Below are 20365 nucleotides of genomic sequence, written 5' to 3'. Positions count from 1 at the left end.
CGCGCCATGTTCCTGGCCGCGTTCGCTTCCCTGGCCGATCCCGAGAGCCGCGAGTACTACGACAAGAAACGCGCCGAGGGCAAAAAACACAACGCTGCCCTCATCTGCCTGGCCCGCCGCCGCTCAGACGTCATCTACGCCATGCTCCGCGACCGCAAGCCCTACCAACCCCGACGGAAAACCCGAACCCAGCAAGCCCTGGCCACTTGACGAAACCATAGGGACACCCCCGGCTGTCGGGCGGTCGCAAGCCTCAGCGGCCAGCCACCCACGTCCCGGCGACACCCGGGCCCTCCGCGACCCCGGAGCCCCGGCGAGCCGCCGCCGGGCTTTGACGAGCGGGCAGACCCGCCAGTGCCTGGTTGACACCGATGGCGACCACCCTGGCGGCGAGATCTACCCGCTGCCAAGCTCCCGGCTCCCCCGCGCCATTGTCGAACGCGCAGCGATCTCGCAGGTGTTGTCGGATGCGAAGAACTACCCGGCGACGAAATCCCCGATCTTCACGCCCCCGGTCTCGGAACCCGGTCCATGCGAACGCCATCAACCCGGATCGGTTCTTTTGCCAACTTTCCCAGCGACCGAGAAACGGCGTGTCGCCGTTAATCGACGGCCGGCGCGGATAGATGGGCGCAGAACTTTCCAAGAGGCGAAGGCGCGGCACGTGTACTGATCTGAGCAGAGGGTATTCGACGTACTACGCGGATCTCGTGGAACCGGATGCCAACAGAAATCAGCGCGTGGAGATCAAGGCGGACAACGCCCCGCGCACGAAGAATCCGCCCCGCCGGGTTGTGGCTTCGGAATGGTACGCCTTTTGGCGGCGCCTCTTTTCAGATACAAGGAAACGTTTCATGAGCGCTCAGGATTCCAATCTCTCGTCGACCGGATTCGACTATGTCGTCGCGGTCACCCAGGACAGCGCCAACAGCACCCTGGCGGAATATCTCTACGGCGGCCTGCCGGAAGCCATCCTGTGCTACGTATACGACGGCGACCAGCCGGTCCCGATCGACTTCGCCACCTTCGTGGCCAACGCCGGAAACACGGATCCCTTCACCGTGCCCGACGGCACGCCTTCATCAGACGCGAGAGTGCAGAATCTCAACAACGCCTATTTCGCGTTCGCCGTCAAGGCGAAGCTGGGCCTTCCGCCCGGTGTCGATCCCTCGTCGCTGCCGCCGATCATCGCGCTGAAGCCGGGGCAGTCGAATGTGACGTACACGCTGATGTTCTCGGAGTTCGTCGCGACGGAGCTCCTCTTCGGTCCGCGCGATTCGATGACCTGGTTCAACCAGGCGCAGCCGTCCGGCACGAGCTGGACCTTCTCCGGCGCCGTCGACCTGGACTTCCAGGACGCCTCCTTCGAGAGCCTTCCCCCGGACGTGCAGAACCGGCTCAAGGGCGTGGGCGACCCCGACATGTTCGGCGTCCAGCAGCTCTACTACGACCTGAACAGCTCCGACCTGGAGCAGGGCTTCCAGTTCAGCGACCAGCCGTCCAACAGTGTGCTCAACGCGTTCATGACGAGCGACTTCATCGACACCTACTGGAAGGCGCTCGATGGCGGCGAGGTGCTCGGCTATGCCGCGAAGCAGGTGACGGCCACGTCGCCGTCCTCGATCGCGGTGACGGACGTGAACTTCTTCACGCCGGACGCCGTCGGCTCGGACGGCGCTCCGCTCACGCTGAACTACCTGTGCGCCGCCAACGACGACCAGCTTCCCGACACCACGCACGCCGGGTTCGGCTGGAACTGGATCGAGCCGGGCGAGGTGTCCCAGTACGACGGCGTGGCCGCCCTGAACAGGAACACGTTCGCCGGCTATCTCCTCAACACCTACAACGGCATTCAAACCCTGTCCGAATACATCGGGACGAACTGCCTGACCACGGACGTGACCCTCCAATGCAAGGCGCCGGACGTCTACTACTATTTCAATCTCTGGTACACGACGCCGACGATAACCTTTCCGGCGTCCGGGCCGACCATCATCTCCGTCGCATTCAGCAGCACCGCTTCCGACGAGTGCGGAGGCCCCCTGCTCGGCGGGTCGATGGAACTCGACAGCACGTACGACTTCTCCGTGAGCGTCCAGGGCGACACGATGACCATCACCCAGCATCTCGTCATCTACACCTATATCAGATGCGCGGGGAGCGGCGCCGGCGGCAATATCGTCGACAAAAGCATCACGGACGTCTACTCGATTGGGGTGGACGACACCGGAAGCGTCGTGGTCTCCCCTCCGCATTCGAGCGTGGTCGACAAGTCGCAGACGCCCGGGCAGAACGGCTTTCTGAACTTCTTCACCGGGGTCAACCAGCTCCTCGATTACACGAAGCAGTACACGCAAGGCTGCTTTGCGACCGCTATGACGGACATTCCGGTCTCGTTCGTGGAGAACTTCGTCTTTCCCGGCGGAACGACGTTCTCATTCAGCGACGCCGTATTCTCCGACAACCAGGACCTCGTCGCGCACATCACGTACGCCGACCCGACGCGGTGAATACCCGTTCCCAATCGAAAGCGCTGAAGGTCCCATGAAGATCTCATTCGACTCCGAGCTGATGGAGAACCACAAGGCCGCCGTGGTCATGGCACCCGACCAGGCCTTCGAGGTGCTCCAGTCGCAGAACGGCGACGCGCTCTTCTTCTCGATCGGCACCGACGACGTCTGCTACCTCACCCGCGAGGTGACCGAGACCCCGACCGGCTGGAACAGGATCGACCTCAGCGGCGCCCTGTCGGCCCGGAACGGTGGCGCCCCGGTGACGGCCAAGGCGTTCGCCGTCACCCAGAACGCCCAGACCCTCGCCATCGACCTCGCGCTCGTGGTGACCGTCAACGGCGCGGACATCCTGTATCTCTCCCTCGGCAACGCGAACACGGAGGCGGCCTGGGCCGACGGCGTCACCTGGACGGCCGTCCCGTTCGACGCGGGCACCGCGCCGGACCCGCTCACCATCGCCGACGTCAGCATCATGAACGGCCCCGGCACCGTCGAGAACATCTTCGTCGACGTCATCCGCGTGCCGGGCGACTCCCTGGAACTCCTCGACCGCTACTACATCACGCCCGACGGGTCGCCCCAGTGGAACCCGCACAAGCTCGCCGCCGACTTCGCCGCGAACAGCATCGTGAACTGCCTCGGGCAGCGGGAGAACGACCCGATTCCCGGCATCTACACCTTCGGCACGATCGGCGGTGAGCCCCAGTTGCTCTTCACGCCGCAGTACAACTACTTCGCCGCCAAGAACGCGCCCAACCGGGACGCGCCCGACCCCGCCCGGCTGACGCCGCCGGCGGGGACCAGCACGATCGCGGCGGCGCTCAACGGCTCCGGCGTGACCAACCTGTTCGTGTCCGCCGGGGACGGCCTGTACCTGTTCACGCCGGACAACCAGCACGACATGGCCACGCCGGTCCAGATCGTGGCCGGCGGTCTCCTGGCCGGCGCCACCACCCTCGCCGCGGCGAGCGACGCCGACGGCACCGCGGTCTGGGGTCTCGGCCCGCAGGGCACCCTGTGTTACGTGCGCTGCGCCGCGGGCGGCGAGGCGGACCCGGCCGCGTGGTCGGCGCCGGTGCCGCTGCTGCCTTCGGCGGCGCGGTTCGCGTTCTTCCTGAACCTCGGCGCCGGCAACAACGTCCTGTTCGCCGACCTGGACGGCCAGGACCTCGTCCGGCTCACCCAGGATCCCGTCACCACCGACTGGCTCCAGCGCTCCATCCTGTTGCCCGCCACCGACCCGGACGACGTGATCACGTACAACACCTTCACCACCCACGTCGCCGTCACCGACGACGACGGTCTCGCGGCGCCGAACACCAATGTGGCGGTGACCGCGACCAGTCCGGTGAGCGTCTACCTGGACGACGTCTACCACCTGCTCTCACCGGCGGTGCCGGTGAACGCGACCACCGACGCGACCGGGGTGCTGACCGTCGTCCAGGAGACCCAGTCCCTGGCCGCCGTCTGCTTCCGTGTCGTCCTGTCCGACACACCGGGCGTCGTGGCCGACGTCAATCCCATGGCCAACGCGATCGCGACGCTGAACGCCGTACAGACCGGTGACGACCTGCGGGCCGTCGTGGTCACGAACGCGGACGGCTCGCGGGCCCCGCTCGTGCCCTCCAGCATCGGCACGGCGGACGGCGACAGCGCCGCCAAGGCCCTCGCGCAGTTCATGAACATCAATTCCGGACTGCCGCAGGACGGCTCCCGGCAGCGTTCCGGCGACTCCGCCACCCGCCGGGCCGCCGTGCCGCAGGTGTGGGGCCTCTCGTTCGCCGGCGGCGGGCTCACCTACCACGAAGGGCCCGAAGCCCAGGCGGACGGAGCGTCGGCCATCTCGGTGGCGATGGGTGACTTCTTCTCCTGGCTCAAGGACTGCTTCGACGACGTCGTGAGCTTCGTCGTGCAGGAGGCCGAGGGCGTCTACCACTTCCTCGCGACGATCGCGGGCGAGGTCTACGACGTGTTGCTCGACTGCGTCGACGCGGTGGTGCACGCGGTGGAGTTCGTCTTCAACAAGATCAAGGTGTTCTTCGAGGACCTGATCAAGTGGCTGGGCTTCCTGTTCGTCTGGTCGGACATCGTCCGCACGCACAACGTGCTGAAGAACATCTTCACCCGGTACGTGGCGAAGAGCATCGACGGGCTCGGCGACGCGCGAACCCGGTTGCAGCACGCGTTCACCGATGTGCAGGGGTACGTCGACTCGTGGGCCGGTCTCCCCGGCGACATTCCACCGAACCTGAGCGGCACCACCCGCGGCGGCGTCATGGCGTCCGGCCCGGCGGTGCCCGGCCAGAACAGCCCGCAGAGCAACTGGGGGCTGCACCAGCTGAAGAGCAACGCGTCCAACGGCACCACGACCGCCCAGCCCAACCAGGGGGTCACGGGCGACGTGGCGGCCACGCTCCAGCCGCTGGTGGACGCCCTGAGCCGGGAGGAGGAGGTCTTCCAACAGGCACTCGCCAGCTTCAAGAGCAACATCATCGACAAGATCGACCAGATCTCGTTCGCCCAGATCGTCACGGAAGTGATCGCGATCATCACCGACGCGTTCCTGGAGAGCGTCGAGAACATCCTGCTCGCGGCGCTCGACGTGCTGGCCGAACTCGTCGACGGCGTCATGGACATCCTCACCGCGACCATCGAGATCCCCGTCCTGTCGTGGCTCTACAGGAAGGTCTCCGGCAACGACCTGAGCCTGCTGGACGCGGCCTGCCTGGTGGCCGCCATCCCGGTCACGATCGGCTACAAGCTCATCGCCGACGAGGCGCCGTTCCCTGACGACGCCACCACGGCCGCGCTGATCGACGCGCCCGATTTCGCGGCCATCCAGCGGATCTGCAACCCAGCCGACAGCCGCTCCGCCATGGAGGCCGGGCAGATCTCGAGCTCGACCAACAAGGTCCTGGCGCTCACCGGCGGCGTCTGCGCCATGGCCGGGGCGGTGGCGGTGAGCGTGCTGCAGCCGCTGGCCACGAAGGCCCGGCAGTTCAAGGTGGTCACGCAGGCCTTCCCGGTCCTCAACAGCCTGGCGTGCGTGTCGTACTGGGTCTACGTGGCCCCCGACGTCATGGGCCAGATCCAGGATCTGAAGGACCAGAAGTGGTGGGCCATCACCAACCAGGCCCTCACCGATCTCATGGTCGTGAAGTCGCTCGTGGACCTGGGCGTCGGGCTGACCGCGCAGGACTCGGGCGCGAGCAAGGTATGGGGCCCGGCGTCTCCCTGGGTGGACTTCGCCGAGAACATCATGTGGGAGGTGCCGACCATCGCCGCGACCGTCGATGAGGAGAACCAGAACACGATCGGCGTTCTGAACGGCTGGGCCGGAACCTGTTTCGACGGCAGCGGCGTCCTGTCGCCGTTGCTGGCGGACGACGAGGAACCCGTCACCTGGGGCATCGCGGTCGGCGCCGCGACCCTGTTCAACCTCGCCTACGGCTCGATGTCCTGCGCGGCCGGGTCCCTGGCGTACAAGTCCTGAACCACGCATATATTCCAGCATTGACAGGTCACATATGAAGCTTCTATGTTCGACCTATCATGATAGGAGTATCGGCATGAAGAAGGCTTACCTGACGGGCCATCTGGCTCCCGTTCCCGATGAGGTCGACGCCTACGACCTTCCTGTGGAGGGCGCGCTGCCGCCCGAGCTCACCGGTCGCTACTTCCGCAACGGTCCCAACCCGCGCCCCGGCGAGGACCCCGGACACTGGTTCGCCGGGCACGGGATGATCCACGGCATCCGCCTGCGCGACGGCCGGGCCGAGTGGTACCGCAATCGGTGGGTGCGGACCACGAAGTTCACCGACGGGACCGATCTGGTCGGCGACAAGGGTGTCGATCTGACCGCCACCCAGGCCAACACCCATGTGATCGGGCACGACGGCCGCATCTTCGCGCTGAACGAGGTCGGCCTGCCGTACGAGATGACGCCCGAGCTCGACACGGTCGGGCCGGTCGACTTCCAGGGGAAGCTGGCGACGGCGATGACCGCGCACCCCAAGCAGGACCCGATCACCGGTGAGCTGCACTTCTTCGGCTACGGCTTCTTCCCGCCCTTCCTGACCTACCACCGGCTGTCGGCGGGGGGTGAGCTGGTGGAGACGAAGGAGATCGAGGTTCCGGGCTCGACGATGATGCACGACTTCGCGATCACCGAGAACTACCTGGTCTGGCTGGACCTTCCGGTCACCTTCAATCTGGAGCGCGGCATGGGCATGCCCTACGCCTTCGACGAGGGGTACGGCGCGCGGATCGGGCTGACGCCGCGGGCGGGCGGGATGACGCGATGGTTCGATGTGGATCTGTGCTACGCGTTCCACGTCGGCAATGCCTGGGAGGACGCCGAGGGCCGCGTGGTGCTCACCGCCGCCCGCTACACTGCCGACGTCTTCGTCGACTTGTGGGAGCACATCGCCGGCCGGGCCGACGCCGCCCGCCACGCCGCGGGCACGATCAGCGCCTCCCTGTACAGCTGGACGCTCGACCCGGCCACGGGCAAGGTGTCGGAGGAGCCGCTGGACGACCGCAACATCGAGTTCCCGACGCTGAACGAGCACCGGCTCGGCCTCGGCAGCCGCTACCTCTACACGGTCGGCGACGACCAGATCATCAAGTACGACCACCGGAGCGGCGCCGCTTCCGCCCTGGCCACGGGCGGCGCCACCGGGGAGGCCGTGTTCGTGGCGGCCGAGGGCGCGCGGGCCGAGGACGAGGGCTGGCTGCTGTCGATCGTCACCTCGGGCGAGGCCTCACGCCTGCTCGTGGCCGACGCGCGCGACCTTTCGGAGGTGGCGTCGGTACGGCTGCCGCGACGGGTCCCCGCCGGCTTCCACGGATCCTGGCTGGAGGACTGAGCTTCATGGAGATCGTGACCGCCGAGAAGGCGAGCGGCTTGGAGGAGATCGGCGAGGTGCTCGGACGGGCGTTCGCCGACGACCCGGTGATGGAGTGGATGATGCCGAGGGCCGCGGACCGGCCCAGGATGTTCGTGGCGCTGGCCCGCTACATGCACGACGTGGTGGAGGTGGCCCGCGACGGGAGCGGCGCGGTGACCGGGGCGGCGCTGTGGGATCCGCCCGGCTTCACGCCCGACCTGGAGACGGGCGGGTCCGCGCTGCTGGAGGTCATGGGCGACCGGGTGGTGTACGGCATGCGGCTGGAGGAGGCGTTCGCCGGACACCGCCCGAAGGAGCCGCACTGGTATCTCGCCCAGATCGGCACCGATCCGGCGGTCCAGGGCACCGGCGTGGGCGGGGCGCTGCTGCGTTCCGGGCTGGCCCGGTGCGCGGGGCTGCCGGTCTACCTGGAGAGCAGCAAGGAGGCGAACATCCCGATCTACGAGCGGTTCGGCTTCGCCGTGACCGAGGAGATCAAGCTGCCCGACGGCCCGGCGGTGTGGGGAATGCTGCGCCCGGCCGTCCTCTGAACGGAGGACAACGGGGTCGGTCGGCCGAAGGTGTCGCAGATCCGGGTAAATCCGGATCCTTGACTCCATGGAGACCGCAGTGCACGTCCGCGGACTCGCCAAGCGCTACGGCGCGTTAGAGGCGGTCCGCGGCATCGATCTGGACATCCACCGGGGCGAGACCTTCGCCCTCCTCGGCCCCAACGGCGCGGGCAAGTCGACCACCATAGAAATCCTCGAAGGGCTCAGGAAGCGCGACGGCGGCGAGGTCAGCGTCCTGGGCGCCGACCCGAACCGGCCGACCCGCGCCTGGCGCGCCCGCGTGGGCATCGTCCCTCAGACGGCCGGTGACGTGGCCGAGGTCTCGGTACGCGAGATCGTCACCCACTTCGCTCGCTTCTACCCGGCCCCGGCCGACCCCGACGAGGTCATCGACCGGGTGGGCCTGGCCGAGAAGGCGAAGGCGCGCGTGGCCAAGCTCTCCGGCGGCCAGCGCCGCCGCCTCGACGTGGCGCTGGGCCTGATCGGCAACCCCGAGCTGCTCTTCCTGGACGAGCCGACCACCGGCTTCGACCCGGAGGCCCGCCGCCGCTTCTGGGAGCTGATCAGGAATCTGGAGGACACCACGATCCTGCTCACCACGCACTATCTCGACGAGGCCGAGGAACTGGCCGACCGGGTGGCGGTGATCGCGGGCGGGCGGATCGTGGCCGAGGGCGCGCCGCGTACCCTCGGCGGGCGCGCGAGCGACGAGGCCACGGTCACGTGGGCGGACGGCGAGAAGCGCACGGCGACGCCGACCAGGACGATCGCCGAGCTCATGGGCCGCTACGACGGCGAGATCCCCGAACTGCGCGTCACCCGGCCCACTCTGGAGGACGTCTACCTGCGCCTGCTGGAGGAGTCATGATCGCGCTGTCGAGAGCCGCCTTCGAGCTCAAGATCTTCTTTCGCGCCCGCGACCAGGTCGTCTTCACCTTCTCCTTCCCGATCGTGCTGCTGGTGCTGTTCAGCGCGATCTTCGCCGGGACCTTGGACGGAACGAACGTCACGGTCTCGCAGCTCTACGCGGCGGCGCTGATCAGCGCGGGCGTCCTCAGCGTCAGCTTCCAGAACCTCGCCATCAGCATCGCGGTCGAGCGTGAGGAGGGCGGGCTCAAGCGGCTGGCGGGCACGCCGATGCCGAAGAGCTCGTACTTCGCCGGAAAGGTGCTGAGCGTTCTGGTCATCGCGGCCATCGAGGTGGCGCTGCTGCTGGCCGTGGCGGTGTTCCTGTACGACCTGGAGCTGCCCTCCAGCCTGGTCGGCTGGCTGACCTTCTCCTGGGTACTGGTCCTGGGGCTGGCGGCCGGCAGCCTGCTCGGGATCGCGGCCAGCAGTGTGCCCAGCTCGGCCAAGTCCGCGGCGGCGGTGATCACGCTGCCGTTCGTGGTGCTGCAGTTCATCTCCGGGATCTACATCCCCTTCACCGAGCTGCCGCCCTGGCTCATCGACGTCGCCTCGGTCTTCCCGCTGCGGTGGGTGGCCCAGGGCTTGCGTTCGGTGTTCATCGGCGACGGCGGGGTGGCGCTGGAGATGGCCAGGTCGTATGAATTGGGCAAGGTCGCCCTGGTTCTGGGCGCGTGGACGGTCGGAGGCCTGGCGCTGTGCCTGATGACGTTCCGGTGGAAGAGCCGCCGCGACGGCTGAGCCCCGCGGGCCCCAACGTCTGGGAGAGCCTGCGCGGCTGGGAGTTGCTGCTCGTCGTCACCACGCTGATCCCGGTGGTGTTCGCGCTGGCCGGCGACTTCTCGGCCAGGGAGAAGGCGATCGTGGCCGGATGCCTGCTGACCACGATCCCGCTCTACGTGTTCGTCGGCCGGCCGGGCATCATCGCGGAGGACCGGCGCAGGAGCGTGCTCTACGTGGCGCTGCTGATCGTGCTGTTCACCCCGGCCGCGCTGACGATCCCCGCGATCTCGTTCTCGCTGTTCGGGCTCTGCTCCATGTGCTACCTGGCGCTGCCCGCCAAGGAGGCGACGATCGCCAGCATCCTGTTGTGGACGGGACCGGCGATCACCGTGGCCGACCGGGAGGATCCGCTGGGATCGGCCTTCAACCTGATCGTGGTCATGACCGTGGTGGTGTTCTTCTCCGGGACCATGGGGCTGTGGATCGAGCGGATCACCAAGCAGAGCAAGGAGCGAGCGGCGCTGATCGAAGAACTTGAGGCGAGCAGGGCCGAAGTGGCCAGGCTCTCGGCCGAGCGCGGGGCGCAGGCCGAGCGCGAGCGGCTGGCCGGGGAGATCCACGACACGCTGGCGCAGGGGTTCACCAGCATCATCATGCTTGTGCGGGCGGCGCAGCGGCAGCCGGATCCGGACCGGCATCTGGCGCTGGCCGTACGGACGGCGCAGGAGAACCTGGCCGAGGCGCGCGCGTTCCTCTCGGCGCTCGCGCCCGCGCCGCTCGACGACGCCTCGCTCGTCGAGGCGCTACGGCGGATCACCGAGCGGATGGGCGACGAGATCGGGATCGGCGCGCGCTTCGAGGCGTGCGGCGCGGCGCGGCCGCTGGCCACCCGCACCGACGTGGTGCTCATCCGCGCGCTTCAGGAGGGGCTGGCCAACGTGCGCAAGCACGCCGCCGCGCGGTCCGTGCGCGTGGCTCTGGAGTACGGCGAGCGGCAGGTACGCCTGAGCGTGGCCGACGACGGAAGAGGATTCCGGGAGGAGTGCGTCGGCTTCGGCCTGCGGACCATGCGCGGCAGGGTCGAGCAGGCCGGCGGCACGCTGACGCTCACCAGCGCACCGGACGCGGGGACGACGCTGACCGTGGAGGTGCCGGCGTGATCAAGCTCCTGATCGTGGACGACCACCCGGTGGTCAGGGAGGGCCTGCGCGGCATGCTGGACGGCGACCCCGGCCTCGACGTGGTCGGCGCCGCCGCCTCCGGCGACGAGGCGGTCGCGCGGGCCCGCGAACTGGCCCCCGACGTGGTGCTCATGGACCTGCGCATGCCCGGCGGCGACGGCGTGAGCGCGACCGGCCGCATCCTGGCGGACCACCCGGGGATCCGGGTGATCGTGCTGACCACCTACGAGAGCGACCAGGACATCGTGCGCGCGGTCGAGGCCGGCGCGGCGGGCTACCTGCTGAAGGACACCAGCGCCGAGGACCTGGTGGCGGCCGTGTATGCGGCGGCCAGGGGCGAGACGGTGCTGTCGCCGTCGGTGGCGACCAAGCTGGTGACGCGGATGCGCGGCCCGGCGCAGCAGGCGCTGACGCCGCGCGAGGCGGAGGTGCTGGCGCTGGTGGCGCGCGGGCTGACCAACGCCGAGGCGGGCCGCCGGTTGTTCATCAGCGAGACGACGGTGAAGACGCACCTGCTGCGGATCTTCGGCAAGCTCGGCGTCTCCGACCGTACCGCGGCGGTCACGACGGCCATGGAGCGCGGTCTGTTGTAAGCGTTGATTTACCGGCTTATCGTGGCGGCCATGACGACGCTGACGTTCGACTCCCTGAACCCCGCGACCGGCACGGTCGTGGGCAGCCATCCCAAGCAGGGGCAGGAGGCGGTCCACGCCGCCGTCGGCCGCGCGGAGGAGGCGGCCGCCTGGTGGGCGGGCCTGGGCGCGGCCGAGCGGCGCCGCCGGCTGCTCGACTACAAGGCCGTCATCACGCAGAACCTCAGGCAGCTGGCCACGCTCGTCCACGAGGAGACCGGCAAGCCGGTGGGCGACGCCACGCTGGAGATCGTGCTGGCGATCACCCACATCGACTGGGCGGCGCGCAACGCGGCCAAGGTGCTCGGCCGCCGCCGGGTCTCCCCCGGCATGGTCGGCCTGAACCTGGCCGCCACGCTGGAGTACCTGCCGCTGGGCGTCGTCGGCGTGATCGGCCCGTGGAACTACCCGGTCTTCACGCCGATGGGCTCCATCGCGTACGCGCTCGCGGCCGGCAACGCGGTCGTCTTCAAGCCCAGCGAACTCACCCCCGGCGTCGGCGTACGGCTGGCCGAGCTGTTCGCCGAGTCGGTCCCCGAGCACCCGGTCCTGCAGACGGTGACCGGCCTGGGCGAGACCGGCGCGGCCCTGGCGGGCGACCCGAGGGTGAAGAAGATCGCCTTCACCGGCTCGACCGCGACCGCCAAGCGGGTCATGGCGGCCTGCGCGCAGAACCTCACGCCGATCGTGGCCGAGTGCGGCGGCAAGGACGCCTTCATCGTGGACGCCGACGCCGACCTGAAGGCGGCGGCCGACGCGTGCCTCTGGGGCGCGCTGTCCAACGCCGGCCAGACCTGCGTGGGCGTGGAGCGGGTCTACGTGGTGGACGCGGTGTACGAGCCGTTCATGCGGGAACTGGCCGAGCGGGCGAGATCGGTCAAGGCGGGCAAGGACTACGGTCCGATCACCATGCCGGGGCAGATGGACATCATCCGCCGGCATATCGATGAAGCCACCAAGTCCGGAAAAGTCGTGACTGGTGGGCCGGAGTCGGTCCGCGCGCCGTTCGTGGACCCCGTCATTGTCGAGGACGTGCCCGAGGACTCCCCCGCCGTGCGCGAGGAGACCTTCGGCCCGACCATCACCGTGCGCCGCACCCGTGACGCGCGGGAGGCGCTGGAGCTGGCCAACGCCTCGGCGTACGGGCTGGCAGGAACGATCTTCTCCAAGAACTCCCGGCGGGCCATGGAACTGGCCAGGCTGATGCGCAGCGGAATGACCGCGATCAACTCAGTCATCTCCTTCGCGGGCGTTCCCGCGCTACCCTTCGGTGGGGTCGGTGACTCGGGGTTCGGCCGCATCCACGGCGCCGACGGACTGCGCGAGTTCGCCAGGCCCAAAGCCATCTCCCGGCAGCGCTTCGCGATGCCCGGGATGAACCTTACGTCCTTCTCCCGGGGCACCGACGAGCTTGAGCGGCTGATCAGGCTTGTCACGTTCTTGCATGGACGACGTAAGAGGTGATCTGCCCGCTCTTTCCGAATACAGATCATCCGTCCATAATTATGTGCTCTGGGGGCCACGATCATGTTGGACGGGTGGAATGTGAACCGGTCTTACCGGGGAATGTCGGCTGAGCAAAGGCTGGCAGACAGACGCGAGCGGCTCATGACAGCTGCGTACACGCTCTACGCTAAGCCGGGCTTCTCGGCTACAACGATCGAAAGGCTGTGTTCGGAGGCGCGGATCTCCAACCGGGCGTTCTACGAATGTTTCGGCGGGCGCGAGGAACTCCTTCAGGCGCTCCACGAACGATGCGTCGAGGAAAGCCTCGCCGTCGTCGCCAAAGCGTTGCAGGATGCGCCTCAGACGCTCGACGGGAGAATCGGCGCGGGAGTACGCGCCTATATGGAATTCGCCACGGCCGACTGGCGCCGTGCCCGCATCATGCACCTGGAGGTGCGCAGGTCGGGAGATGTGCTGGCGGCATCCCGGCAGCGCGCCGTGGCCTCCTTCGCCAGGCTCGTGGAGGAGGCCTCCGCCGAATTCCCGCAGGCGGCGAAGATCGATCGGCATCTGCTGGCGCTCGGTGTGATTGGAGCGCTGCAAGAACTTCTCATCGAATGGATCCTCGCCGAGGAGCCGAAGGAACTCGAAGAGCTGGTCCAAGTCGCTGTTCACATCTGTGGACGGGCGCTCGGTGCGTCGTGAGCATTTGATGACAGAACGTGATTCTATGGCGGAGTGCTTCGGGGGATAATCGCTGCGCTAATCGGCATCTGCGTAGCTTTGGGAACGACGGCGTGCGGCGACGTCACGGCACAACCATTGCCCGGCAGGCTCGGTTTGTCCGCACCCGTCAACCCTCGGCCCAGCGAAACACGTACACGAAAGTCGCCCTCCCCCGGCGGCCGGAGTTCGTGGTGCGCGGAGAACAGCTGCCGCCTGCGCCGGGGAGAACGCCCGCCCCAGTTCGTGGTGATCTCCTTCGACGGGGCGGGGGTGGACGGCCAGGGCTGGTTCCCGGTCTTCCGCAGGGCCGCCGAGCGCCACCAGGCCAAGCTGACGTTCTTCCTGTCGGGCGTCTACCTGCTGCCCGCCGACCGGCGCGAGCAGTACCGGCCGCCGGGCCGGCCGCGCGGCAGCTCCGACATCGGCTTCCAGAGCCCCTCCAGGATCGCCGGCCAGGCGGCCGAGCTCACCGCCGCCTGGAACTCCGGCCACGAGATCGGCACACACTTCAACGGCCACTTCTGCGGCCCGACCGGCGTCTCGTCGTGGTCGGCCGCCGACTGGCGCAGCGAGATCGAGCAGTTCTACGGCTTTGTCGAGAACTGGCGGCGCAACTCCGGCCGCACCGACCTGCCCGAGCTCCCCTTCCGCATCCGCGAGGCGGTGTCCGGCGGCCGCACACCCTGCCTGCAGGGCGATCGCGAGGCGATGTTCACCGCCTTCGGCAAGTACGGCTGGCGCTACGACGCCTCGGGCACCGGCGAGGTCCGCTGGCCGCACAAACGCTCGGGGCTGTGGCAGTTCCCGCTGCCCAGCATCCCGCTTCCCGGCAGCGGGACTCGCGTGCTCGGCATGGACTACAACTTCTTCACCGTGCACAGCGGCGCCCGGAGCAGCGAACGGCACAACTGGCGGCGCTGGCAGCGTCAGACCACCGACGCCTACATCGGCGCGGTACGGCGTTCCCTGCGCGGCGACCGCGCCCCGGTCTTCATCGGCAACCACTTCGAGTCGTGGAACGGCGGCATCTACATGCGGGCGCTGATCACGCTCATGAAGGAGGTCTGCACACGCGACGCGGTGAGGTGCGTCTCCTTCGAGCAACTGGCCGGCTGGCTGGACGCCCAGACCCCGGCGACGCTGGCCCGGCTCCGGGCCAGGGTGTAGAACCGGTCACGCCACCGCGGCGGCGGGCACTTCCACGTGCAGGACCCGGTTCAGCCGAGTCACCGCGAGCACCCGCATGATCCGGGGCGGCACCCGGCGCAGGACCAGGCGGCGTTCCGCGGCGAGCGCGCGCCGATGCGTGCCCACGAGCACTCCGAGGCCGGTGGCGTCGATCATCTCCAGCTTGGAGAGATCCAGGATGAGATCGCCCGTGCCCGAGTCGACCGCGTCGTGCAGCCGCTGGCGCAGCCCCGCCGAGGTCCCGGCGTCCAGCCGGGAGCCGATCCGCACCACCTGGGCCCCAGGCTTACCCCGGACGCGCATGCCACCTCCCCAACTCACGCTCCGCGATGATCGTCACGCAACGTCGCTTTACCCTGCCAAAAGAGCACTAGTAACAAAGAACTACCCGCTTAGCGAGGCACTACCGCTTTCAGCGTGAATTCCCCATCACCATTCGGCAACGCCGTCAGCTTCCCGCCCACGGCGGCCAGCCGCTCGTTCAGGCCGCTCAGCCCGCTGCCGAGGTCGAGGGCGCGCCTGCGGGCCACGCCGTCGTTGCGGACCTCCAGCGTCGCGTCGTCGCCGGTGAAGCGCAGGGTGATGTCGCAGAAGCTCGCCGTGGAGTGCTTGAGCACGTTGGTCACCGCCTCGCGCACCACGTACGCGAAGACCCGGGCCACCTCCACGGGAACCTCCCGGTAGGGCAGGTTCAGCTCACAACGCACGCCGGCCGCCTCCAGCACGCTCTTGACGCTCAGCAGCTCCGCGGGCAGATCCAGCTCCCGGTAGCCGCGCACCGCCTCGCGCAGCTCGCGCAGCGCCTTCCTGGTCAGGTCGCGGACCTCGATCATCTCCGCCTTGGCGGCTCCCACGTCGGCGTCGGCCAGCCGTACGGCCAGCTCCGACTTGACCGCGAGCGCGGAGAGCTGATGCCCCACGAGGTCGTGCAGGTCGCGGGCGAAGCGCAGCCGCTCCTCGGCGACCGCGAGCTGCGACTGGGCCTCCTTGGCCTCGTGCGCCTTGGCGGCCAGCAGCCAGATCCACACCCACATCCGGTTGGACAGCGGGGTCATCAGGCAGATGAGCAGGTAGGTGAAGGCGGCCGCCACGATCCCGACCCCCACCGGGGTGTCCTCGGGCACGAAGACCACCCGCCCGGCCACCGTCCAGAACGACGCCAGCGCGGTGACGACCAGCCAGGAGCCGAACATCAGCAGGAACATGGTCCGCCGCCGGACCCCCACCACCGCCACCGACAGCCACGCCATCGGGACGAACCCCCAGCCGACCACGTCGGCGCCGCTGAGCGCGCAGGCGGCGAAGGCCAGGACGCCGGCGACCACGACGTCCCTGACCGGATAGCGGCGCTCGAAGACGGCGTCGCTGATGCGCAGGTAGAGCCAGCTGAAGACAACCGTCATGAGCAGCGCGAGCCCGATCTGCCACGGCTCCGTCCGGCCGGTCCCCAGCGTGGCGGCGGAGTTGAGCAGGATGACCAGCCACATGGCGCCGAGTGTCGAGTTCAGCACCAGGCGGGTCGTGCGGCGGGCCCGCGTCAGCTCATCCATCTACTTCGCGCGCAGCACGTCGCCGAGCTTGACCTTGGCCCCGGTACGCAGCACCGCCCGCTCGTAGACCTTGGCGCCGACGGACAGCATGCCGAGCACCGCGCCCACCATCAGCACGGCCGCCAGGGAGACCTCCCACAGGGGCACCTCGGCGGCGGCCAGGCGCACCGGCATGACGATCGAGGAGAAGGGCGGGATGATCGAGACGATCTGCGCCAGCGTGCCGGTCGGCTGGTTGGCGGCGAAGAAGCCCACGAGGTAGGTGACCATGATGAGCATGGTCATCGGGGTCAGCGTGTTGCCGACCTCCTCCTGCCGGGAGACCAGGGAGGCCAGGGAGGCGGCCAGCGTGGCGTAGAAGGCGTACCCCAGGATGAACCACACCAGCACCCAGGTCACGATCATCGGCATCCCGGGCGGGAAGTCCATGGCCAGACCGGAGGCGAACGCGGCCACGAGGCCGGCGGCCAGTGTCACGGCCAGGTTGATGACGCCGATCACGCCCAGTCCGACGATCTTGCCGCCGAGCAGTTGCCACGGCCGCAGCGAGGCGAACAGGATCTCCACGATCCTGCTGCCCTTCTCCTCGACCACACCCATGGCGACCATCATGGCCTGCCCGATGACCAGCATGAACAACAGGACGACCAGCACGGTCGCGATGCCGGCGCGGGCGGCCTGGTAGCGGGTGTCGGCGCCCACCGACTCCATGGCCAGCGGCGGGATGTTCACCCCGGCCGCGCCGAGCCGCGCCTCGCGGTTGACGCTCTGGAGCAGGATGCCGAGCTCGGTCTCGATCTCACCGTCGGTCAGCACCTTGGTGCCGTCCACGAGCACCGCCTCGACGTCGCCGTCGAGCAGCGCCTTCTTGGCGGCTCCCGCGTCGGCGTACTTGCGCCACTCGAACTCGATGTCGGGGGCCGCCGCCTTGAGCGGTAGCTGCTGGGAGTTGACCGTGCCCAGCGTGTAGGAGTCGGGGCCGCCCATGAGCTTGGGGGCGAAGGCGAGGCCGGCCATGATGACCACGGTGACGATCAGGCCGATGATGAAGGCTTTGGTCCGCAGCTGGGTCGAGATCTCCCGACGCGCCACCAGGAGCAGGGAGTTCATGCCACGGCCTCCTTGAAGATCTCGGTGAGGGTGGGGTGCTCGACCCCGAAGTGCTCGACGTGTCCCGCCTTGATGGCGCGGTGCAGGATCTCCTGGTCCTCGCCGGACTCGATGAGCAGCACGTGCCGGTCGCCGGTGACCGTGAGCCGCCCCGGCAGGCCGTCGGCCCAGCCGGGCTGGGCGTCGCGCACGACGACGCGCAGCGTGCTGCTCTCGGCCGCGCGCAGCTCCTCGACGGTGCCGCTGGCCACCATGCGCCCGGCCGAGACGATGCCGACCGCGTCGCACAGCCGCTCCACCAGTTCAAGCTGGTGGCTGGAGAAGATCACCGGCACACCGCCCCTGCACCGCTCCTGCAGCACTCCGGCCAGTGCGTCGACCGCGATCGGGTCCAGGCCGGAGAACGGCTCGTCGAGCACGAGCACCTCGGGGTCGTGCACCAGGGCCACGGCCAGCTGCACACGCTGCTGGTTGCCCAGAGAGAGCGCCTCGACGGCGTCCGCGCGCCGCTCGGTGAGCGAGAGCCGCTCCAGCAGCTCGTCGGTGGCCTGGCGGGCCTTGGGCTGGCTCAGCCCGTGCAGGCGGCCGAAGTACTCGACCTGCTCGCCGACCCGCATCTTCTGGTAGAGCCCGCGTTCCTCGGGCATGTACCCGAAGTTGCGCCGGTCGGCGGCGCCGAGCGGGCGGCCCTGCCAGACGACCTCGCCGGCGTCGGGCCTGAGCACCCCCATGACGATCCGCATGGTGGTGGTCTTTCCGGCGCCGTTGGCGCCGACGAACCCGAACATCTCGCCGGGCCGTACGGCGAAGGCCACCCCGTCCAGGGCGACCTTGTCCGCGTACCGCTTGCGCAGATCCCTTATCTCCAGCATGCGTCTATGGTGCTGGCTGGGCGGTTCATCCAGGTAGTCGTGGAAATCACCGGCTGGAAATGCAGGGTGCGTGCGCTTCGGATGACATTTGTCATCCCGCGGCGCCGCCATGTGGACGCCCTTTGTCGGGAGCCCTCCGGCTGTGGCAGTCTCCGCATTTGGACGCGCCCGTACGACACCGACCAACCCCTGCCGAGGCCAGCCACATGACCGCCAGTTTCCACCCGGACGGCTTCCCGCTCCGATTCACCCACCCCGACCTGCCCGGCCACCCGTTCCTCCTGCAGGAGGACACCGACCGCTGGCACACGCCCGCCCACCGATGGGGCAGCGGCTTCGCGATCACCTCACGGGGCTCGGGCCGCTGGAACGCCGCCTCCGGCGTCCACGAACCCGTCCCCGGCCTCACCTTGACCATCGCCAGAACCGCCGGCGAGAACGCCCTCACCGAGACCTACACCTGGCTCAACACCGGCGACTCCCCGCTCACACTCGGCTCGCTGGCCGTCTCCCTGCCGATCAGGGACGTCTACGACGACGCCGAGGACGCGCTCACCCGCGCCTGCCACGCCCACATCTGGACCGGCGGCGCCTGGTCCTGGGTGCTGGCCCAGCCGATGAGCGGCGAAGGCCCGGTCCTGGGCACGATCGTGCGCGAGGGCGCGCTGTGGGCCTACTCGGTCGAGTCCAGGAACATCGGCTCCGGCTCCAACGTCCGCGGCCACATCCTGCTCCACGTCACCGACCACGCCAGGAACCCCCAGGCGTTCGGCGGGCAGCCCGAGATCGTGCTGGAGCCCGGCCGGCCGTACGTGCTGCGGCTGGAGACCGGCTTCCACGACTCCGTCGAGGCGTTCCTGCCCGCGACCCGCCCGCCGGTGGCCATCGACCGGCTGGTCGCCGAGACGGGACAGACGTTGCGCGTGGGCGATCGGGAGATCACCTCGCACGAGCACGGGGCGGTGCACGTCGAGCTGCCGGGCGGCAGCCGTACCGCGGTGTTGTTCCACATGCCGCGGCGCGAGCTGGTCGAGCGGCGGGTCGCCCGCGTCCTGGCCGACCACCGGCCCCTGCACCTCGACGGGCCGGAACGGCACGCCTTCGTCCCCTACGACAACGCCACCGGCCTCACCCAGCCCACCAACGGCTGGGGCGACTGGACCGACGGCGCCGAGCGGCTGGCCATGCCCACACTGCTCCAGCAGGCCAGGCTGCGCGGCTGGGGCGACGCGACGGCGATCGACGAGGCGCTGCACGGCTGGTCGGCCTTCGCCCGCGCCTGGCTGGTGGAGGAGGACGGCACCGTCCGCCGCGGCAGCCACTTCCCCGAGCGCGAGCCGCGCCTGTACAACTTCCCCTGGCTGGCCCACTTCTTCGCCGACCAGTTCAAGCTGTACGGCGAGGCCGCCGACCTCGACCTGGCCGCCCGTGTCGTCGAACGCGCCTACACCCTGGGCGCCATCGACCACCTGCTGCTCGGCTTCCCCGAGGTGATCCTCCAGGTGGCCGGTCAGCTCGACGAGAACGACCAGCCCGCACGGGCCGCCGGACTGCGCGACTCACTGGCCAAGCACGCCGCCCACTTCGCCCGGCTCGGCCACGCCCTGCCCAGCCACGAGGTCAACTACGAGCAGTCGATGGTGGCGCCGCTGGTGTCCCTGCTGGCCGCCGACGGCGGCCACCCCGAGGCGCTGGAGCGGGCGCTGCGCTGGCTGCGCGCCTTCGGCGGCCCCCAGCCCCACGTACGGCTGCGCGACATCGGCATCCGGCACTGGGACGGCTTCTGGTTCGGCCGCGACCGGCTCTACGGCGACGTCTTCCCGCACTACTGGAGCGTCCTGACCGCGGTGGCCCTGTCCCAGGTGGGCGAGAGGGAGAGCGCTGAGGCCATCTTCCGCGCCAACCTCGTCACCTACACCGCCGACGCCTCGGCCACCTGCGCGTTCGTGATGCCGAGCTGTGTGGAGGGACTGCCCGCGCACCGGCCCGACCCGCTCGCCAACGACCAGGACTGGGCGCTCACGCTGTGGCTCCGCAGTACATGTGAAGAGTGAGAT

Annotated in this window: 17 protein-coding genes and 1 pseudogene; 13 read left to right on the top strand and 5 right to left on the bottom strand. The window is 69.0% G+C overall.

The annotated features are described in order from the left end of the window. Positions 1–210: pseudogene (locus tag ACIBI5_RS32575) on the top strand (IS110 family transposase); the annotation flags it as partial. Between the two features lie 644 nt (positions 211–854). Then, complete coding sequence (locus tag ACIBI5_RS32570) at positions 855–2510, top strand: hypothetical protein (RefSeq protein WP_397252556.1); 1656 nt, start codon at positions 855–857, stop codon at positions 2508–2510. Here the strand turns inward: ACIBI5_RS32570 and ACIBI5_RS32565 are convergent. Then, positions 2436–2669 carry a hypothetical protein gene (locus ACIBI5_RS32565; RefSeq protein WP_397252555.1) on the bottom strand — a complete coding sequence of 78 codons (234 nt, stop codon included), beginning with the start codon at positions 2667–2669 and terminating at the stop codon, positions 2436–2438. The two genes, ACIBI5_RS32570 and ACIBI5_RS32565, sit on opposite strands and share 75 nt — an antisense overlap. Between ACIBI5_RS32565 and ACIBI5_RS32560 the strand changes: the two genes are divergently transcribed. The 10 genes from ACIBI5_RS32560 (at position 2623) to ACIBI5_RS32515 (ending at position 14755) form a co-directional block, all read left to right on the top strand. Continuing rightward, positions 2623–6006 carry a hypothetical protein gene (locus ACIBI5_RS32560; protein WP_397252554.1) on the top strand — a complete coding sequence of 1128 codons (3384 nt, stop codon included), beginning with the start codon at positions 2623–2625 and terminating at the stop codon, positions 6004–6006. The two genes, ACIBI5_RS32565 and ACIBI5_RS32560, sit on opposite strands and share 47 nt — an antisense overlap. Before the next feature lie 76 nt (positions 6007–6082). Continuing rightward, positions 6083–7381, top strand: a complete 1299-nt coding sequence (locus tag ACIBI5_RS32555; RefSeq protein ID WP_397252553.1) for a carotenoid oxygenase family protein — start codon at positions 6083–6085, stop codon at positions 7379–7381. A gap of 5 nt (positions 7382–7386) precedes the next feature. Continuing rightward, positions 7387–7953: a GNAT family N-acetyltransferase gene (locus ACIBI5_RS32550; protein WP_397252552.1), complete on the top strand. Its 567-nt coding sequence runs from the start codon at positions 7387–7389 to the stop codon at positions 7951–7953. 67 nt (positions 7954–8020) lie between these two features. Continuing rightward, the gene (locus ACIBI5_RS32545) at positions 8021–8842 is read left to right on the top strand and encodes an ABC transporter ATP-binding protein (protein ID WP_397252551.1); all 822 of its coding nucleotides are present in this window, start codon (positions 8021–8023) and stop codon (positions 8840–8842) included. Further along, positions 8839–9621, top strand: a complete 783-nt coding sequence (locus ACIBI5_RS32540; RefSeq protein WP_397252550.1) for an ABC transporter permease — start codon at positions 8839–8841, stop codon at positions 9619–9621. The genes ACIBI5_RS32545 and ACIBI5_RS32540 overlap by 4 nt, the downstream gene beginning before the upstream one ends. Next, positions 9579–10763, top strand: a complete 1185-nt coding sequence (locus ACIBI5_RS32535) for a sensor histidine kinase (RefSeq protein ID WP_397252549.1) — start codon at positions 9579–9581, stop codon at positions 10761–10763. The genes ACIBI5_RS32540 and ACIBI5_RS32535 overlap by 43 nt, the downstream gene beginning before the upstream one ends. Further along, positions 10760–11377, top strand: a complete 618-nt coding sequence (locus ACIBI5_RS32530; RefSeq protein WP_397252548.1) for a response regulator — start codon at positions 10760–10762, stop codon at positions 11375–11377. Before ACIBI5_RS32535 ends, ACIBI5_RS32530 begins: the two co-directional genes overlap by 4 nt. Positions 11378–11407: 30 nt before the next feature. Continuing rightward, a complete protein-coding gene (locus ACIBI5_RS32525) occupies positions 11408–12880 on the top strand; it encodes an aldehyde dehydrogenase family protein (protein ID WP_397252547.1) in 1473 nt (490 codons plus the stop codon). A 144-nt stretch (positions 12881–13024) separates the two neighbouring features. Further along, positions 13025–13567, top strand: coding sequence for a TetR/AcrR family transcriptional regulator (locus tag ACIBI5_RS32520; protein ID WP_379609115.1), 543 nt, complete (start codon positions 13025–13027; stop codon positions 13565–13567). A 264-nt stretch (positions 13568–13831) separates the two neighbouring features. Beyond that, positions 13832–14755 carry a hypothetical protein gene (locus ACIBI5_RS32515; protein WP_397252546.1) on the top strand — a complete coding sequence of 308 codons (924 nt, stop codon included), beginning with the start codon at positions 13832–13834 and terminating at the stop codon, positions 14753–14755. Between the two features lie 6 nt (positions 14756–14761). Here ACIBI5_RS32515 and ACIBI5_RS32510 read toward each other — a convergent pair whose 3' ends face one another. The 4 genes from ACIBI5_RS32510 to ACIBI5_RS32495 all read right to left on the bottom strand — a co-directional run bounded on the left by ACIBI5_RS32510 (position 14762) and on the right by ACIBI5_RS32495 (position 18308). Continuing rightward, positions 14762–15079, bottom strand: a complete 318-nt coding sequence (locus tag ACIBI5_RS32510) for an STAS domain-containing protein (protein WP_397252545.1) — start codon at positions 15077–15079, stop codon at positions 14762–14764. Between the two features lie 89 nt (positions 15080–15168). After that, positions 15169–16326 (bottom strand): sensor histidine kinase, encoded by a 1158-nt coding sequence (locus ACIBI5_RS32505; RefSeq protein ID WP_397252544.1) that lies wholly within the window; start codon positions 16324–16326, stop codon positions 15169–15171. Continuing rightward, positions 16327–17436: an ABC transporter permease gene (locus ACIBI5_RS32500; protein ID WP_397252543.1), complete on the bottom strand. Its 1110-nt coding sequence runs from the start codon at positions 17434–17436 to the stop codon at positions 16327–16329. After that, entirely contained in the window at positions 17433–18308 is an 876-nt protein-coding gene (locus tag ACIBI5_RS32495; RefSeq protein ID WP_397252542.1) for an ABC transporter ATP-binding protein, read from the bottom strand. The genes ACIBI5_RS32500 and ACIBI5_RS32495 overlap by 4 nt, the downstream gene beginning before the upstream one ends. A 206-nt stretch (positions 18309–18514) precedes the next feature. On the opposite strand from ACIBI5_RS32495, the gene ACIBI5_RS32490 reads away from it, so the two are divergent. Then, positions 18515–20362 (top strand): hypothetical protein, encoded by a 1848-nt coding sequence (locus ACIBI5_RS32490; protein WP_397252541.1) that lies wholly within the window; start codon positions 18515–18517, stop codon positions 20360–20362. The last annotated feature ends 3 nt before the right edge of the window (positions 20363–20365 follow it).

The sequence above is a fragment of the Nonomuraea sp. NPDC050540 genome, assembly GCF_044457485.1.
Classification (GTDB): Bacteria; Actinomycetota; Actinomycetes; order Streptosporangiales; family Streptosporangiaceae; genus Nonomuraea.
Note: the sequence above shows the minus strand (reverse complement) of the source record. Positions and strands in the feature narration are given on the sequence as shown.

Excerpts from the sequence above, each read along its gene's own strand:
- ACIBI5_RS32510 (WP_397252545.1), bottom strand. The coding sequence starts at position 15,079 with ATGCGCGTCCGGGGTAAGCCTGGGGCCCAGGTGGTGCGGATCGGCTCC.
- ACIBI5_RS32545 (WP_397252551.1), top strand. The coding sequence starts at position 8,021 with ATGGAGACCGCAGTGCACGTCCGCGGACTCGCCAAGCGCTACGGCGCG.
- ACIBI5_RS32540 (WP_397252550.1), top strand. The coding sequence starts at position 8,839 with ATGATCGCGCTGTCGAGAGCCGCCTTCGAGCTCAAGATCTTCTTTCGC.
- ACIBI5_RS32490 (WP_397252541.1), top strand. The coding sequence starts at position 18,515 with ATGACCGCCAGTTTCCACCCGGACGGCTTCCCGCTCCGATTCACCCAC.
- ACIBI5_RS32570 (WP_397252556.1), top strand. The coding sequence starts at position 855 with ATGAGCGCTCAGGATTCCAATCTCTCGTCGACCGGATTCGACTATGTC.
- ACIBI5_RS32550 (WP_397252552.1), top strand. The coding sequence starts at position 7,387 with ATGGAGATCGTGACCGCCGAGAAGGCGAGCGGCTTGGAGGAGATCGGC.
- ACIBI5_RS32500 (WP_397252543.1), bottom strand. The coding sequence starts at position 17,436 with ATGAACTCCCTGCTCCTGGTGGCGCGTCGGGAGATCTCGACCCAGCTG.
- ACIBI5_RS32520 (WP_379609115.1), top strand. The coding sequence starts at position 13,025 with ATGACAGCTGCGTACACGCTCTACGCTAAGCCGGGCTTCTCGGCTACA.
- ACIBI5_RS32555 (WP_397252553.1), top strand. The coding sequence starts at position 6,083 with ATGAAGAAGGCTTACCTGACGGGCCATCTGGCTCCCGTTCCCGATGAG.
- ACIBI5_RS32525 (WP_397252547.1), top strand. The coding sequence starts at position 11,408 with ATGACGACGCTGACGTTCGACTCCCTGAACCCCGCGACCGGCACGGTC.
- ACIBI5_RS32495 (WP_397252542.1), bottom strand. The coding sequence starts at position 18,308 with ATGCTGGAGATAAGGGATCTGCGCAAGCGGTACGCGGACAAGGTCGCC.
- ACIBI5_RS32505 (WP_397252544.1), bottom strand. The coding sequence starts at position 16,326 with ATGGATGAGCTGACGCGGGCCCGCCGCACGACCCGCCTGGTGCTGAAC.